Here is a 14,983-nt window from a genome sequence, read left to right on the forward strand (position 1 = left end):
TAATAAATAAAAGTTACTTTTAAGTATATTTATGTGTTGCTTAGAAACAACTTAGGGCAAGTTGTTTCTAAGCCTACAATACAATTTATACTCGATTCATGTCAAAAAATCAATCACTCACCAGCATGTTTTTTAACAATTTCTTCAGTAATGCTTTTTGGTGTTTCTTCATAGTGATCAAAATGCATCGTGTAAGTTCCACGACCTTGCGTGTTTGAACGCAATGCAGTCGCATAACCAAACATTTCTGCAAGTGGTACGAATGCTTTTACAACTTGTGCAGTTCCACGAGCTTCCATACCTTCTACACGTCCACGACGAGATGTAACATCACCCATAATATCACCCATGTATTCTTCTGGAACAACAACTTCCACTTTCATCAAAGGTTCTAGTAATACAGGTTGACATTTGTTTTTCGCCGCTTTAAGTGCCATTGATGCCGCTACTTTAAATGCCATCTCGTTTGAGTCAACATCGTGATAGCTTCCATCAAACAGTGTTGCTTTAATGTCGATTAGTGGGAATCCAGCGATTACACCGTTACCCATCGCTTCTTTGACACCAGCTTCTACAGATCCAACGTACTCACGCGGCACAGAACCACCGACAGTTTTATTTTGGAACTCAAATCCAGCGCCTTCTTCGTTTGGCTCAAATTTAATCCAAACGTGTCCGTACTGACCACGACCACCAGACTGACGAACGAATTTACCTTCAACATCAGCAGATCCACGGAAAGTTTCACGATATGATACTTGAGGAGCACCAACATTCGCTTCTACTTTAAATTCACGCTTCATACGATCTACAATGATATCAAGGTGAAGCTCACCCATCCCTGAAATAATCGTCTGACCAGTTTCAGGATTTGTTTCTGTTTTAAAAGTCGGATCTTCTTCTGCTAGCTTACCTAACGCAACAGACATTTTATCTTGGTCTGCTTTTGTTTTAGGCTCGATCGCAACTGAGATAACCGGTTCTGGGAATTCCATTGATTCTAAGATTACTAAACTCTTCTCATCGCATAAAGTGTCCCCTGTTGAAGTGTCTTTTAAACCAACAGCTCCAGCAATATCACCACAGTAAACCTCAGCAATCTCCTCACGAGAGTTAGCGTGCATTTGTAGGATACGTCCTACACGTTCACGTTTATCTTTCGTTGAGTTCTTAACATAAGATCCTGCTTTTAGTGTACCTGAATAAACACGGAAGAAAGTAAGTTTACCAACGAATGGATCGGTAGCTACTTTAAATGCTAATGCAGAGAATGGCTCGTTATCATCTGCTTTACGATTTGTTTTCTCTTCCGTTCCAGGAACGATACCTTCGATTGGCGGTACATCCATTGGTGATGGCAAGTAATCAAGTACACCGTCAAGAAGTATTTGTACTCCTTTGTTTTTAAATGCAGATCCACAAAACACTGGGTAGAATTCTACATCTAACGTACCTTTACGAATACCTGCTTTTAATTCATCAACTGTAATTTCTTCGCCTTCTAAATACTTCATCATTAATTCTTCATCAAGTTCAGCTACTGCTTCTACTAATTTAGTATGATATTCATCAGCTAATTCCTTATATTCATCAGGAATTTCGCGAGCTTCTGCACGCGTGCCTAAATCATCCAAATAGAAGTATGCTTCCATATTAACAAGGTCAATGATCCCTTCAAAATTGTCTTCTGCACCGATTGGTAATTGCACTGGATGTGCATTTGCACCTAAACGATCATGAATTGTTCCAACAGAATAAAGGAAATCAGCACCGATTTTATCCATCTTGTTAACAAAAACAACACGCGGCACACCGTATGTTGTCGCCTGACGCCATACTGTTTCAGTTTGTGGTTCTACACCGGACTGTGCATCAAGTAATGCTACTGCACCATCTAATACACGTAATGAACGTTCAACCTCAACGGTGAAATCAACGTGTCCAGGAGTATCAATAATATTGATACGATGTCCTTTCCACTGAGCCGTTGTTGCAGCAGAAGTGATCGTGATTCCACGTTCTTGTTCCTGCTCCATCCAGTCCATTTGAGAAGCGCCTTCGTGTGTTTCACCGATTTTATGGATACGGCCCGTATAGAAAAGAATACGTTCCGTTGCTGTTGTTTTACCAGCATCAATGTGGGCCATAATACCGATATTACGTGTCTTTTCCAAGGAGAACTCTCTTGGCATGCGTATTTCTCCTTCCTTATAAAAAGAATTTGATTTGTTGTTGGTCTTACTTAAGTATATTACCCGTCGGCATTACACATCCAACTAATACGTGTGGATTAGCAAGCCTCAGGGTGATAATAATACATACTATTCAAATTACCAACGGTAGTGAGCAAACGCTTTGTTTGCTTCTGCCATTTTGTGCATATCTTCGCGTTTTTTAACAGCTGCACCTGTATTGTTAGCTGCATCTAAAATTTCATTCGCAAGACGTTCTTCCATTGTTTTTTCTCCACGTAAGCGAGAATAGTTAACAATGTAACGAAGACCTAGTGCTTGACGACGTTCTGGACGAACTTCTACTGGTACTTGATAGTTTGAACCACCAACACGACGCGCACGTACTTCTAGTACTGGCATTACGTTCTTCATTGCTTGTTCAAATATTTCCATAGAACTCTGTCCGCTACGCTCCTCCACTAATGAAAAGGCGCTATATAGAATTGTTTGTGCTTTACCACGCTTCCCATCTTCCATGATTTGGTTGATAAGGCGTGTGACAAGCTTCGAATTGTGAACCGGATCTGGCAAGACATCACGTTTAGGTACTGGTCCTTTACGAGGCATATGTCCCCCTCCTTTCTTCTCTTTTGTTATATTTGTACTGCATTATTTTTTCTTCGGTCTCTTTGTTCCGTATTTAGAACGACCTTGCATACGACCTTCAACACCAGCCGTATCCAACGCACCACGAACGATATGGTAACGTACACCAGGTAAATCCTTTACACGTCCTCCGCGGATAAGTACAACACTGTGCTCTTGTAGGTTGTGACCAATTCCAGGGATATAAGCTGTTACTTCAATTCCGTTAGTTAAACGAACACGAGCATATTTACGTAACGCCGAGTTCGGTTTCTTAGGAGTTAATGTACCAACACGAGTACATACACCACGTTTTTGTGGAGAAGACTGGTTCGTCAATGATTTCTTAAAGCTATTATAACCTTTATTTAGTGCTGGTGAGTCAGATTTTCTGCCTTTGCTCACGCGCCCTTTGCGTACCAATTGATTAATTGTAGGCATGTTTTTTCCTCCTTTCAGTTAAATCTTTGTAATACCACACATCCAGGTGGTTCATATGTTGGCAAAAAACAAAGCCTTCGCGAACACTTCATTGGTTTCGCCAAAACTTTAACGTTTTATAGCCACTGCCGCTGTCCCTACATCTATACCACACGCATTCCCAAGTTTCTTCATTGATTCCACATGAGAACACGGAATCTGCAAGTCTTTTGCAAGACGCGACACCTTACTAGTTATATGCTGATCAGCATCGTCAGCGATGATAACTTCACTAACCATACCACTTTTCATGGCCTTTAGTGTTTGCTTGGTCCCAATTATTAATCTTGGTTTAACCTGTGCTACTTTTTCATAAGACATCTGGCATCCTCCAAAGCAACAAGGATAAACGGAAGCACCTTTGATATAGTATCATTCTATAAATTTCATGTCAACTGAATTTTATAGAAACATAGGCGCTTCCTATCTTTCCCTTGTTAGCATAAATCTAATTTATCTTGTAATTTCTTCTGTATATTGCTCATCAGTCGTTTCTTCTTCATCCATTTTCGCAGTTATTTTGCGATATCTCGGCATGCCTGTTCCCGCCGGTACCAATTTACCGATGATAACATTTTCTTTCAGTCCAAGCAATTCATCACGTTTACCTTTAATTGCTGCATCGGTTAATACGCGCGTCGTTTCTTGGAATGATGCCGCGGATAAGAATGAATCCGTTTCTAGCGATGCTTTTGTAATACCTAGTAACACTGGACGACCTATCGCCGGTTGGTTACCATCAAGTAAAACTTTTTGGTTGGCATCTCTAAACTGGTGTACCTCTAACAGAGATCCCGGTAGGACGTCTGTATGTCCAGCATCGATAACACGTACTTTACGAAGCATCTGTCTTACCATTACTTCTACGTGCTTATCACCAATTTCTACCCCTTGCATACGGTATACTTTTTGTACTTCTTTTAACAAGTACTCTTGAACACCATCTATGCCTCGGATTTTTAATAATTCTTTTGGATCAACAGAACCTTCTGTTAGCTCTTGCCCTGCAAATACTTTGTCTCCAGCAGCTACTTTCAAGCGTGCGCCATATGGTGCTGTGTAAGATCTGCTTTCAACATCGCCTTGCACAACAATTTCTTGTTTGTCTTTCACTTCATTTACATCTTGTACGATACCTTCAAGTTCACTAATAACCGCTTGCCCTTTTGGATTACGGGCTTCAAACAACTCTTGGATACGCGGTAAACCTTGTGTGATATCATCTCCAGCAACCCCACCAGTGTGGAATGTACGCATTGTTAACTGAGTACCTGGCTCGCCAATAGACTGAGCAGCAATAATACCTACCGCTTCTCCTACTTCAACTTCAGAACCAGTTGCTAAATTGCGACCATAACATCTTTTACATACACCGTGCTTCGTGTTACATGTAAACACAGAGCGAATCGTCACTTTTTCAATACCAGAATCAACAATTTGTTTTGCAATATCTTCGGTTATTACTTCATCACGTTTAATTAGTGTTTCTCCAGAATCCGGATGACGGATAAGTTGGAAAGAAGTACGGCCAATCAGACGGTCAATTAACGGCTCGATCAGCTCGGTTCCTTCTGTAATTGATTGTACAGTCAAACCACGGTCCGTTCCACAATCTTCATCACGAACAATTACATCTTGTGCTACATCAACGAGACGACGTGTTAAGTAACCAGAATCAGCTGTCTTCAGCGCTGTATCGGCAAGACCTTTACGAGCACCGTGTGTAGAAATAAAGTATTCTAATACCGTCAAACCTTCGCGGAAGCTAGACTTGATCGGTAATTCAATAATTCTACCAGCCGGGTTGGCCATTAGTCCACGCATACCAGCAAGCTGTGTAAAGTTGGATGCATTACCACGCGCTCCAGAGTCACTCATCATAAAGATTGGGTTACTAGGGTTTAATGTTTTCATTAAGCGTTCTTGAATATCATCTTTACATTTAGACCAAATAGAGATAACGCGATCGTAACGCTCTTCTTCTGTAATTAAACCACGACGGAATTGTTTGAGAACTTTATCTACTCTAATTTGTGCTTCTTCTAAAATTTCTTGTTTTTCTGCTAGCACAACGATGTCAGAAACACCAACTGTGATACCAGCTTTTGTTGAATAACTAAATCCAAGATCTTTCATTCGATCTAGCATTTTAGAAGTTTCACTGATTTTAAAACGTTTAAATACTTCAGCAATAATATCCCCTAGAATACCTTTTTTGAAAGGAGGGATAATATCGCGGCTCGCGATTTCCTCTTTCACATTCGTTCCTTTGGAAATGAAGTATTTTTCAGGTGTTAAAACTTCTAAATTTTGCTGCGTCGGTTCATTCATATATGGGAATGAACTTGGAAGAATATCATTAAAGATTAGTTTACCAACCGTAGTCAATAACAATTGACTTCGTTGTTCATCAGTAAACGTCACATTTTTTAATGATGATGCCTGGACAGCAATTCTTGTGTGCAAGTGTACATAGCCACTTTGATATGCAATTATTGCCTCATTTAAATCTTTAAAAGCCATTCCTTCACCGATTGCATTTTCGCGTTCCATGGTTAAGTAATAGTTACCTAATACCATATCCTGTGAAGGTGTAACTACTGGCTTACCATCTTTCGGGTTAAGAATGTTCTGTGCAGCAAGCATTAATATTCTTGCTTCTGCTTGCGCTTCAGAAGATAACGGAACGTGAACAGCCATTTGGTCCCCATCAAAGTCAGCGTTATATGCTGTACATACCAATGGGTGTAGACGGATTGCACGACCTTCAACTAATGTCGGTTCAAACGCCTGGATCCCTAAACGGTGCAATGTAGGTGCACGGTTAAGTAACACCGGGTGCTCCTTAATAACTTCTTCTAAAACATCCCATACTTCTGGGTGCAAACGTTCAATTTTACGTTTTGCTGACTTAATATTATGCGCCAAACCTCTTTCAACCAATTCTTTCATAATGAATGGTTTGAAAAGTTCAACAGCCATTTCTTTCGGTAAACCACATTGATACATTTTTAGATGTGGTCCTACTACGATAACGGAACGACCGGAATAGTCTACACGTTTACCGAGTAAGTTTTGACGGAAACGACCTTGTTTACCTTTAAGCATATGTGAAAGAGATTTTAATGGGCGGTTACCAGGTCCTGTAACAGGACGGCCACGACGACCATTATCGATTAATGCATCGACAGCTTCTTGTAGCATACGCTTTTCGTTTTGGACGATAATGCTTGGCGCACCAAGATCTAGTAATCGTTTCAAACGATTATTACGGTTAATTACCCGGCGGTAAAGGTCATTCAAATCAGATGTTGCAAAACGTCCACCATCTAATTGCACCATTGGGCGCAATTCTGGAGGAATGATTGGCAACACATCTAACACCATCCAAGATGGCTTGTTTCCTGAGTTACGGAATGCCTCTAGTACTTCTAACCGTTTAATTGCACGGGTACGACGTTGCCCTTGTGCCGTTTTTAACTCTTCTCGTAGTAAATCTACTTCTTTTTCAAGATCGATATCTTGTAATATTTTACGGATAGCTTCTGCTCCCATTTGCGCTTGGAACGTTTGGCCATATTTTTCACGATACGCACGATATTCTTTCTCAGATAGCAGTTGTTTCTTCTCTAATGCTGTATCTCCAGAATCTGTAACGATATACGCTGCAAAATAAATAACTTCTTCCAGTGCTCTTGGAGACATATCGAGAACGAGTCCCATCCGACTCGGAATACCTTTGAAATACCAGATGTGTGAGACAGGGGCAGCTAGCTCTATATGCCCCATACGCTCACGACGAACTTTTGCCTTTGTTACTTCTACTCCACATCTGTCACAAACGACACCTTTATAACGAACTCGTTTGTATTTTCCACAATGACATTCCCAGTCTTTTTGTGGTCCGAAGATACGCTCGCAAAACAATCCGTCTTTTTCTGGTTTTAACGTACGATAGTTAATTGTTTCCGGTTTTTTTACCTCACCAAAGGACCAAGAACGGATCTTATCAGGTGAAGCTAAACCTATTTTCATAAACTCAAAATTATTTACATCTAACAAGGGGCCTACCTCCCTATTAATATCCAGGTTCTCTTCGCAAAGATCTGACACCTAAAGAGCTCTACTTGCTTTCTTCAACCTCTAGATTAAACTTATCTGCTGATTGGGTATCTTCTTCTTCTAGATCTCGCATCTCAATTTCCGATTCGTCAATGGACAACATTTTTACGTCCATACCTAGACTTTGAAGCTCTTTAATTAATACTTTGAACGATTCAGGAACACCCGGTTCTGGGACATTATCACCCTTAACAATCGCTTCGTATGTTTTCACCCGACCAACAACATCATCAGATTTAACAGTTAGAATCTCTTGTAGCGTGTATGCTGCGCCGTATGCTTCTAGCGCCCAAACTTCCATTTCACCAAAACGCTGTCCACCGAACTGTGCTTTACCACCCAGTGGTTGCTGTGTTACGAGAGAGTAAGGACCAGTTGAACGAGCATGAAGCTTATCGTCAACCATGTGTGCTAGTTTAATCATATACATAACTCCAACAGATACGCGGTTATCAAACGGTTCACCGCTTCTACCGTCATATAGTACCGTCTTCGCATCTCTTGGCATACCAGCTTCTTCCAATGTTTCCCAAACATCTTCTTCGCGCGCACCATCAAATACTGGTGAAGCAACGTGGATACCTAAAGATCTCGCTGCCATACCAAGGTGCATTTCTAACACCTGTCCGATATTCATCCGAGAAGGTACACCTAATGGGTTTAACATAATATCAATTGGTGTTCCATCTGGTAAGAACGGCATATCTTCTTCCGGTAATATTTTAGAGATAACCCCTTTATTACCGTGACGACCAGCCATTTTGTCACCTTCTGAAATTTTACGTTTTTGCACGATATATGCACGAACAAGTTGGTTTACTCCCGGTGGAAGTTCATCGCCATCTTCACGATTAAAGATTTTAACATCTAAGACAATCCCACCAGCACCGTGCGGAACACGTAAAGATGTGTCACGTACTTCTCTGGCTTTCTCACCGAAGATTGCATGTAGAAGGCGCTCCTCTGCAGATAACTCAGTTACCCCTTTAGGTGTAACTTTACCTACAAGTAGGTCACCATCACTAACCTCAGCACCAACACGGATAATACCACGTTCATCTAAGTTTCTTAATGCATCTTCCCCAACATTCGGGATATCTCGTGTAATTTCTTCTGGTCCTAGCTTTGTATCACGAGCTTCTGATTCATATTCCTCAATGTGAATAGAAGTATATACGTCATCTTTAACAAGGCGCTCACTCATAATAATGGCATCCTCGTAGTTGTACCCTTCCCAAGTCATAAAGCCAACAAGTACGTTTCGTCCTAAAGCAAGCTCACCGAGCTCCATAGATGGTCCATCAGCAAGAATTTCACCTTCAACAACATGGTCTCCGACACTAACAATCGGGCGCTGGTTATAACATGTTCCTTGGTTTGAACGTATGAATTTTAACAGGCGATAGCGATCCACATCACCTTTAACTTCATTTCCATCTATCGTTGAAATTCGGCGAACATGAATTTCTTTCGCTTCAACTCTTTCAACAATACCTTCTTGTTTACAAATTACTGCTGCACCAGAGTCTTTACCAGATACATATTCCATACCCGTACCAACTCTTGGTGATTCTGGTTGCATTAGCGGTACAGCTTGACGCTGCATGTTTGCACCCATAAGCGCACGGTTCGAGTCATCATTTTCCAAGAACGGAATACAAGCTGTCGCCGCTGATACTACTTGCTTCGGAGATACATCCATATAGTCAAGACGATCTCTATTTACAACTGTGTTTTCACCACGAAATCTAGCAATTACCTCATCATCGACAAATGATCCATCTTCTGCTAAACGTGCATTCGCTTGGGCAACAACATAGTTGTCCTCTTCGTCAGCAGTAAGGTAATCATACTGATCAGTAACTTTACCTGTTTCAGGGTCAACACGACGATAAGGCGTTTCAATGAACCCAAATGGATTCACCTTCGCATAAGATGATAAGGAGTTAATTAAACCAATGTTTGGTCCCTCAGGCGTTTCAATTGGACACATACGGCCATAGTGCGAGTAGTGAACGTCACGCACTTCAAAGCCAGCACGTTCTCTAGTTAAACCACCAGGTCCTAACGCTGATAGACGACGTTTATGTGTAAGCTCTGCTAATGGATTCGTTTGATCCATAAATTGTGATAACTGTGAGCTTCCAAAAAATTCTTTAATCGACGCAATAACTGGCCTGATATTAATTAATTGTTGTGGTGTAATCGATGACGTGTCCTGAATTGACATCCGTTCACGCACGACACGTTCCATCCTAGACAAACCAATACGGAATTGGTTTTGTAACAATTCACCAACAGAACGCAGTCTACGATTACCTAAGTGGTCAATATCATCCGTTCCACCAACATCGTGTAATATGTTAAAGAAATAACTAATTGCAGAAACAATATCTGCTGGAGCAATATTTTTAACACTTTTGCTTACATTAGCATTACCAATAACATTTAAAGTTTTCTCCCCTTCAGGATCTGTAGGGTCAACGATTTTAATAGACTGGATTTTTATAGGTTCTTCAAGTACACCTTCATGTGGTTCTAAGTGCGCTTCACCGAAGAAACCTTCTTCCGCATCGAGATACGGCATAATTTTATCTAATAAGCGACGATCTAACCTGTCACCTTTTTGAGCAATCACTTCACCTGTCTCTTTATCAACAAGAGGCTCTGCTAGCACTTGATTGAAAAGTCGGTTTTTTATATGAAGCTTTTTGTTTAACTTATATCGACCTACATGAGCGAGATCATATCGTTTTGGATCAAAAAACCGAGATACTAAAAGACTTTTAGCATTATCTACTGTCGGTGGTTCTCCAGGACGTAGACGCTCGTAAATCTCCAATAACGCTTTTTCACTCGTTTCGGTATTATCTTTTTCAAGCGTGTTCTTTAAATACTCATTTTCACCGATCAAGTCAATAATTTCTTGATCATTTCCAAATCCTAGCGCACGCAAAAGGACGGTAATTGGTAATTTACGTGTACGATCAATTCGCACGTGTACAACGTCTTTCGCATCCGTTTCAAACTCTAACCAAGCACCTCGGTTCGGAATTACTGTAGCCGTATTACCTTTTTTACCGTTTTTATCATATTTTTCACCAAAGTATACACTTGGTGAACGTACAAGTTGCGAAACGATTACGCGCTCAGCACCATTAATAACAAAAGTACCTGTTTCCGTCATTAAAGGGAAATCACCCATAAATACTTCTTGCTCTTTCACTTCACCTGTTTCATTGTTTAACAGACGAACTTTCACACGAAGAGGAGCGTTATACGTAACATCTCTTTCTTTTGACTCATCGACCGGATACTTTGGTTCTCCTAAACTGTAATCGACAAATTCTAGTGATAAATTGCCCGCAAAGTCTTCAATAGGAGAAATATCCTGAAACATTTCTCTCAAACCTTCCTCCATGAACCATTTATAGGAGACAGTTTGAATCTCTATTAGATTCGGCAATTCAAGCACTTCACTAATACGTGCATAACTTCTACGTTGGCGGTGTCGTCCATACTGAACTAGTTGACCTGTCAACAGATTCACCCCTCAAATCAAGAATAAAAGAAACGAAGCCAGACGACCATCTATCGGATGTTTGGCTGATTTTGCACCTAACCTAATCGCTAGTTTTACTAGCATAAGTGGTTGACATTCTAAAGCGAAAAGGTATACTTTAATCAGTGCATTGTAATTTGTTCGGTACACATACCGAACAAACTTGCGAATACGTATGTATCCACAAGTTTATATATTGGCACCTGCTCGTTAAAGCACGTGTAATTCATAAACTTGGAAATTAATTTTAAAAACAGTTAAGCCAATGCAGTTCTCACAAAAAACAACACAAAGAACACGAACATTAACGACGATTCTAACATTATCTCCCACTACTAGTTAATTATACATAGAAATAATGTAAAATTTCCTCTTGACAAACAAAGTGTCCTATTGGCATTTTTCAATGTTACCACAATAGGAAAATCGAGTCAATCCCTTTCCCTTTGGGTTTACCTAAACTTTGTTTAATTGTCAAGTTTTTTTGCGCAAAAAATGAAGTAACCTTTATTCTTATTCACTACATTTACTTCAGCAAAGATTTCTTGAAGTTTTTTTTGGGTAGAAGGTGCACCTTGTTTTTTTTGAATTACAATCCACAATTCCCCTTGATCCAAAAGCGCTGTATAACTTTCCTCGAACATACGAAAAATCGTGTCTTTCCCTGCTCGAATCGGTGGATTAATTAAGATCGCAGCATACCGATGATTACGCAAACCTTCCATACCATCAGATACATGAAACGTCACATTAGCTATACCATTTTGCTTAGCATTTTGTTCTGCTAAAGAAACCGCGCGCTCATTAATATCACTTAATACAAATTGGCGATCACTATAAGCTCTTGCAAGAGACAATCCAATCGGACCATATCCACAACCTAGATCCAATATAACTCCATCGATGCTCGGTTCTACAAATGCATCAATCAATGTACGCGACCCAAAATCTACTTCACTTTTTGAAAAAACACCATAATCACTTGTAAACTTCATCGTTTGCCCTCTTAATTCAAATGACCATGTTGACGGCTTGCTCTGTGATTGTGGCTTGTTAGAAAAATAATGATCTGACATGTAAGGCACCTACCTTCAGACTTACTAGTATCTATTGTTCTAATTTCTTAATGCCAACTTATTTTATTGTTTGGGTGTATTAATTTTGCCATTAGAAAGTAGAGGATATGTTAGGCATTAAGTGTCTAGTTTGGTAAGAAAAGAGGTTAACTACACCATTCAAGGAAATTACACCCCAACTATTATTGGAGTATAAGTAAAAGCCCGCCTTAAATAGGCGAGCTCTTCATTACTTATTTCAATGTTACAGAAGCTCCAACTTCTTCAAGTTTAGCTTTCATTTCTTCTGCTTCTTCTTTAGAAATACCTTCTTTAATTGCTCCAGGAGCGTTATCTACAAGATCTTTCGCATCTTTAAGTCCAAGACCTGTGATTTCACGAACAGCTTTAACAACTTTAATTTTCGAAGCTCCAGCACTATCTAGAACTACATCAAATTCAGTTTGCTCTTCAACAGCTTCAGCGCCACCAGCACCACCAACAGCAACAGGAGCTGCAGCAGTTACACCGAATTCTTCTTCAATAGCTTTTACAAGATCGTTTAATTCAAGAACTGACATTTCTTTGATTGCTTCAATAATTTGTTCTTTTGACATGATTTTTTCCTCCTAATGTTTGTTTGAATTTATTTTTTATCATCCGATAATAGGCTTTAAACCTGTATAATCGTTGTTACGCTTCTCAGCCCACGAGCTTCGAAGTATTAAACTTATGCGCCTTGTTCTTCTTTTTGTTCCGCAATTGCTTTTGTAGCATATGCGAAATTGCGAATTGGAGCTTGAAGTACGCTGAGTAGCATAGATAGTAGACCTTCGTAGTTTGGTAGGTCTGCAAGCTCTTTAATTTGATCAAGTGATACAACTTTGCCTTCGATTACGCCGCCTTTAATTTCAAGTGCATTGTGGTCTTTTGCAAACTTATTCAAAATTTTAGCTGGAGCAATTACATCATCATTACTAAACGCAATCGCAGTTGGGCCTACAAGCGTTTCGTTTAGCTCAGCAAGTTCTACTTGCTCTGCCGCACGACGAGACATCGTATTTTTGTATACTTTGAAGTCTACACCAGCTTCACGCAATTGTGTACGTAGTTCTGTTACTTCAGCAACACTTAGACCACGATAATCAACAAGAATTGTTGATTTACTATCGCGGAACTTATCAGCGATTTCTGTCACTAACTGTTTCTTTTTCTCCATTACTTTTGACATCGTTCCACCTCCTATAGAATTTCATCATACCGAACGGCCGTAGTAAAAAAGCCCCCATATAGACATGGAGGCTTGTTGAATGCATCAGATATTTCTATCTTCATTATTCGACACCTCGGCAGGATATTTAAGCATTGCTGCACCTACTGTCTACGGTATAACGTTTATATTCATTTATTTATTAACTTTAAGCAACACCGATTATTATATCTAATTAATTAGCTCAAGTCAATATTATTTATTTTGAGAAAGATGATACGTCAACTTTGATACCAGGTCCCATTGTAGAAGCTATAGAAGCATTCTTCATGTAAACACCTTTAGAAGCTTGTGGCTTTACTTTGATCAATGTTTCTGTGATTGCAGTAAAGTTTTCCGCCAATTTTTGTGCATCAAATGAAATTTTTCCGATTGGAACATGGATGTTAGAAGATTTATCTACACGGTATTCTACTTTACCCGCTTTGATTTCTTCAACTGCTTTTGTTACTTCGAAAGTAACTGTTCCAGTTTTAGGGTTTGGCATTAAACCTTTTGGTCCAAGTACACGACCTAATTTACCAACTTCAGCCATCATGTCTGGAGTTGCTACAACTACATCGAAATCAAACCAACCTTGGTTGATTTTAGCGATTAGATCTTGCTCTCCAACATAATCAGCACCTGCTGCTTCTGCTTCTTTTGCTTTTTCGCCTTTTGCAAATACCAGAACGGTTTGTGTTTTACCAGTACCGTGTGGTAATACAAAAGCACCACGAATTTGTTGGTCAGCTTTCTTCGGGTCAACTCCTAAACGAAATGCTGCTTCAACAGTTTCATCAAAGTTAGCCTTAGAAGTTTGTTTTACTAGTTCAATTGCTTCCTGAACGTCGTATTGCTTTGTACGATCAACAAGTTTAAGTGCTTCTTGTTGCTTTTTTGTTTTTTTTGCCATTATTATTTCCTCCTTGATTGTGGTCTTAACGGTTAATTCATGTACCTCCCACTTTTAAAAGCGGAATTGGATCTCCAAATCCTTATCCTACAAAAAGGTTGCGAAATGGGTTCACTCCATCATCGCAACCTTCCTCTTTAATCAGAGTGCTACTGTGGGATTAGTCTTCAATAACAATACCCATACTACGCGCAGTTCCTTCAACCATACGCATAGCCGCTTCCACGTCAGCAGCGTTTAGATCAGGCATTTTTGTTTCAGCAATTTCTTTTACTTTGTCACGTTTTAATGTCGCAACTTTTTTGCTGTTTGGTTCTCCTGATCCACTTTCGATTCCAGCCGCTTTCTTTAAAAGAACAGCAGCAGGTGGAGTTTTTGTGATAAATGTAAATGAACGGTCTTCAAAAACCGTAATTTCAACCGGAATAATCATACCTGCTTCATCTTGCGTACGGGCATTAAATTCCTTACAGAAACCCATGATGTTAACACCTGCTTGACCTAATGCTGGTCCAACTGGTGGAGCTGGGTTTGCTTTCCCTGCAGGGATTTGTAATTTTACTACTTTAATAACTTTTTTAGCCACGAGACACACCTCCTTAAGTCCGTGATGTGGTAATAGGGTCTTTGCCCTCCCACTCAATTCATATCAAAATTAAACCTTATACTCGAGGCATAAAGAACATAAGAATTTTAGCATTTTTCAAAGTAAAATGCAAGGGAATGTTTTTTGCTCTCTTGTTTTGTAGTTTATTGTTCATTCTTATCATCCAGCATCCC

The 14,983-nt window shown here is 39.8% G+C and carries 12 protein-coding genes and 1 other annotated feature; of the genes, 1 reads left to right on the forward strand and 11 read right to left on the reverse strand.

Annotation, left to right across the window (positions count from 1 at the left end):
• Nucleotides 1–113 precede the first annotated feature (113 nt).
• From fusA to rplJ, 9 genes are all read right to left on the reverse strand, one after another.
• Nucleotides 114–2,192, reverse strand: a complete 2,079-nt coding sequence (gene fusA, locus ACI6MV_RS16630) for an elongation factor G (RefSeq protein WP_407271449.1) — start codon at nucleotides 2,190–2,192, stop codon at nucleotides 114–116.
• A 138-nt stretch (nucleotides 2,193–2,330) separates the two neighbouring features.
• Nucleotides 2,331–2,801: a 30S ribosomal protein S7 gene (gene rpsG / locus ACI6MV_RS16635; RefSeq protein WP_407271450.1), complete on the reverse strand. Its 471-nt coding sequence runs from the start codon at nucleotides 2,799–2,801 to the stop codon at nucleotides 2,331–2,333.
• Nucleotides 2,802–2,843: 42 nt separating this feature from the next.
• Complete coding sequence (gene rpsL / locus ACI6MV_RS16640; RefSeq protein ID WP_407271451.1) at nucleotides 2,844–3,260, reverse strand: 30S ribosomal protein S12; 417 nt, start codon at nucleotides 3,258–3,260, stop codon at nucleotides 2,844–2,846.
• 108 nt (nucleotides 3,261–3,368) lie between these two features.
• Nucleotides 3,369–3,620 (reverse strand): 50S ribosomal protein L7ae-like protein, encoded by a 252-nt coding sequence (locus tag ACI6MV_RS16645; protein ID WP_407271452.1) that lies wholly within the window; start codon nucleotides 3,618–3,620, stop codon nucleotides 3,369–3,371.
• Between the two features lie 132 nt (nucleotides 3,621–3,752).
• Nucleotides 3,753–7,361: a DNA-directed RNA polymerase subunit beta' gene (gene rpoC / locus ACI6MV_RS16650; protein WP_407271453.1), complete on the reverse strand. Its 3,609-nt coding sequence runs from the start codon at nucleotides 7,359–7,361 to the stop codon at nucleotides 3,753–3,755.
• 61 nt (nucleotides 7,362–7,422) lie between these two features.
• A complete protein-coding gene (gene rpoB, locus ACI6MV_RS16655) occupies nucleotides 7,423–10,962 on the reverse strand; it encodes a DNA-directed RNA polymerase subunit beta (protein ID WP_407271454.1) in 3,540 nt (1,179 codons plus the stop codon).
• Nucleotides 10,963–11,450: 488 nt separating this feature from the next.
• Entirely contained in the window at nucleotides 11,451–12,059 is a 609-nt protein-coding gene (locus ACI6MV_RS16660; RefSeq protein WP_407271455.1) for a class I SAM-dependent methyltransferase, read from the reverse strand.
• 233 nt (nucleotides 12,060–12,292) lie between these two features.
• On the reverse strand, nucleotides 12,293–12,655 hold the full coding sequence (gene rplL / locus ACI6MV_RS16665; protein WP_407271456.1) for a 50S ribosomal protein L7/L12: 363 nt from the start codon (nucleotides 12,653–12,655) through the stop codon (nucleotides 12,293–12,295).
• A 113-nt stretch (nucleotides 12,656–12,768) separates the two neighbouring features.
• Entirely contained in the window at nucleotides 12,769–13,269 is a 501-nt protein-coding gene (gene rplJ, locus ACI6MV_RS16670; protein WP_407271457.1) for a 50S ribosomal protein L10, read from the reverse strand.
• Nucleotides 13,270–13,304: 35 nt separating this feature from the next.
• Nucleotides 13,305–13,443: a sequence feature (ribosomal protein L10 leader region), on the reverse strand.
• Between rplJ and ACI6MV_RS16675 the strand changes: the two genes are divergently transcribed.
• Nucleotides 13,349–13,483: a hypothetical protein gene (locus tag ACI6MV_RS16675; RefSeq protein ID WP_407271458.1), complete on the forward strand. Its 135-nt coding sequence runs from the start codon at nucleotides 13,349–13,351 to the stop codon at nucleotides 13,481–13,483. (Overlaps the previous feature by 95 nt.)
• A 24-nt stretch (nucleotides 13,484–13,507) precedes the next feature.
• On the opposite strand, the gene rplA is transcribed toward ACI6MV_RS16675, so the two are convergent.
• Both rplA and rplK read right to left on the reverse strand, forming a co-directional pair.
• Entirely contained in the window at nucleotides 13,508–14,203 is a 696-nt protein-coding gene (gene rplA / locus ACI6MV_RS16680; protein ID WP_407271459.1) for a 50S ribosomal protein L1, read from the reverse strand.
• Nucleotides 14,204–14,363: 160 nt separating this feature from the next.
• On the reverse strand, nucleotides 14,364–14,789 hold the full coding sequence (rplK, locus tag ACI6MV_RS16685; RefSeq protein WP_407271460.1) for a 50S ribosomal protein L11: 426 nt from the start codon (nucleotides 14,787–14,789) through the stop codon (nucleotides 14,364–14,366).
• Nucleotides 14,790–14,983 lie beyond the last annotated feature (194 nt).

The organism is Radiobacillus sp. PE A8.2, assembly GCF_045635475.1.
In the GTDB taxonomy this organism is placed as follows: domain Bacteria; phylum Bacillota; class Bacilli; order Bacillales; family Amphibacillaceae; genus JBJGXI01.

What these genes read in the sequence shown, in the direction of transcription:
- fusA (WP_407271449.1), bottom strand. Translation starts at nt 2,192, where the DNA reads ATGCCAAGAGAGTTCTCCTTGGAAAAGACACGTAATATCGGTATTATG.
- rpsG (WP_407271450.1), bottom strand. Translation starts at nt 2,801, where the DNA reads ATGCCTCGTAAAGGACCAGTACCTAAACGTGATGTCTTGCCAGATCCG.
- rpsL (WP_407271451.1), bottom strand. Translation starts at nt 3,260, where the DNA reads ATGCCTACAATTAATCAATTGGTACGCAAAGGGCGCGTGAGCAAAGGC.
- ACI6MV_RS16645 (WP_407271452.1), bottom strand. Translation starts at nt 3,620, where the DNA reads ATGTCTTATGAAAAAGTAGCACAGGTTAAACCAAGATTAATAATTGGG.
- ACI6MV_RS16660 (WP_407271455.1), bottom strand. Translation starts at nt 12,059, where the DNA reads ATGTCAGATCATTATTTTTCTAACAAGCCACAATCACAGAGCAAGCCG.
- rplL (WP_407271456.1), bottom strand. Translation starts at nt 12,655, where the DNA reads ATGTCAAAAGAACAAATTATTGAAGCAATCAAAGAAATGTCAGTTCTT.
- rplJ (WP_407271457.1), bottom strand. Translation starts at nt 13,269, where the DNA reads ATGTCAAAAGTAATGGAGAAAAAGAAACAGTTAGTGACAGAAATCGCT.
- ACI6MV_RS16675 (WP_407271458.1), top strand. Translation starts at nt 13,349, where the DNA reads ATGCATCAGATATTTCTATCTTCATTATTCGACACCTCGGCAGGATAT.
- rplA (WP_407271459.1), bottom strand. Translation starts at nt 14,203, where the DNA reads ATGGCAAAAAAAACAAAAAAGCAACAAGAAGCACTTAAACTTGTTGAT.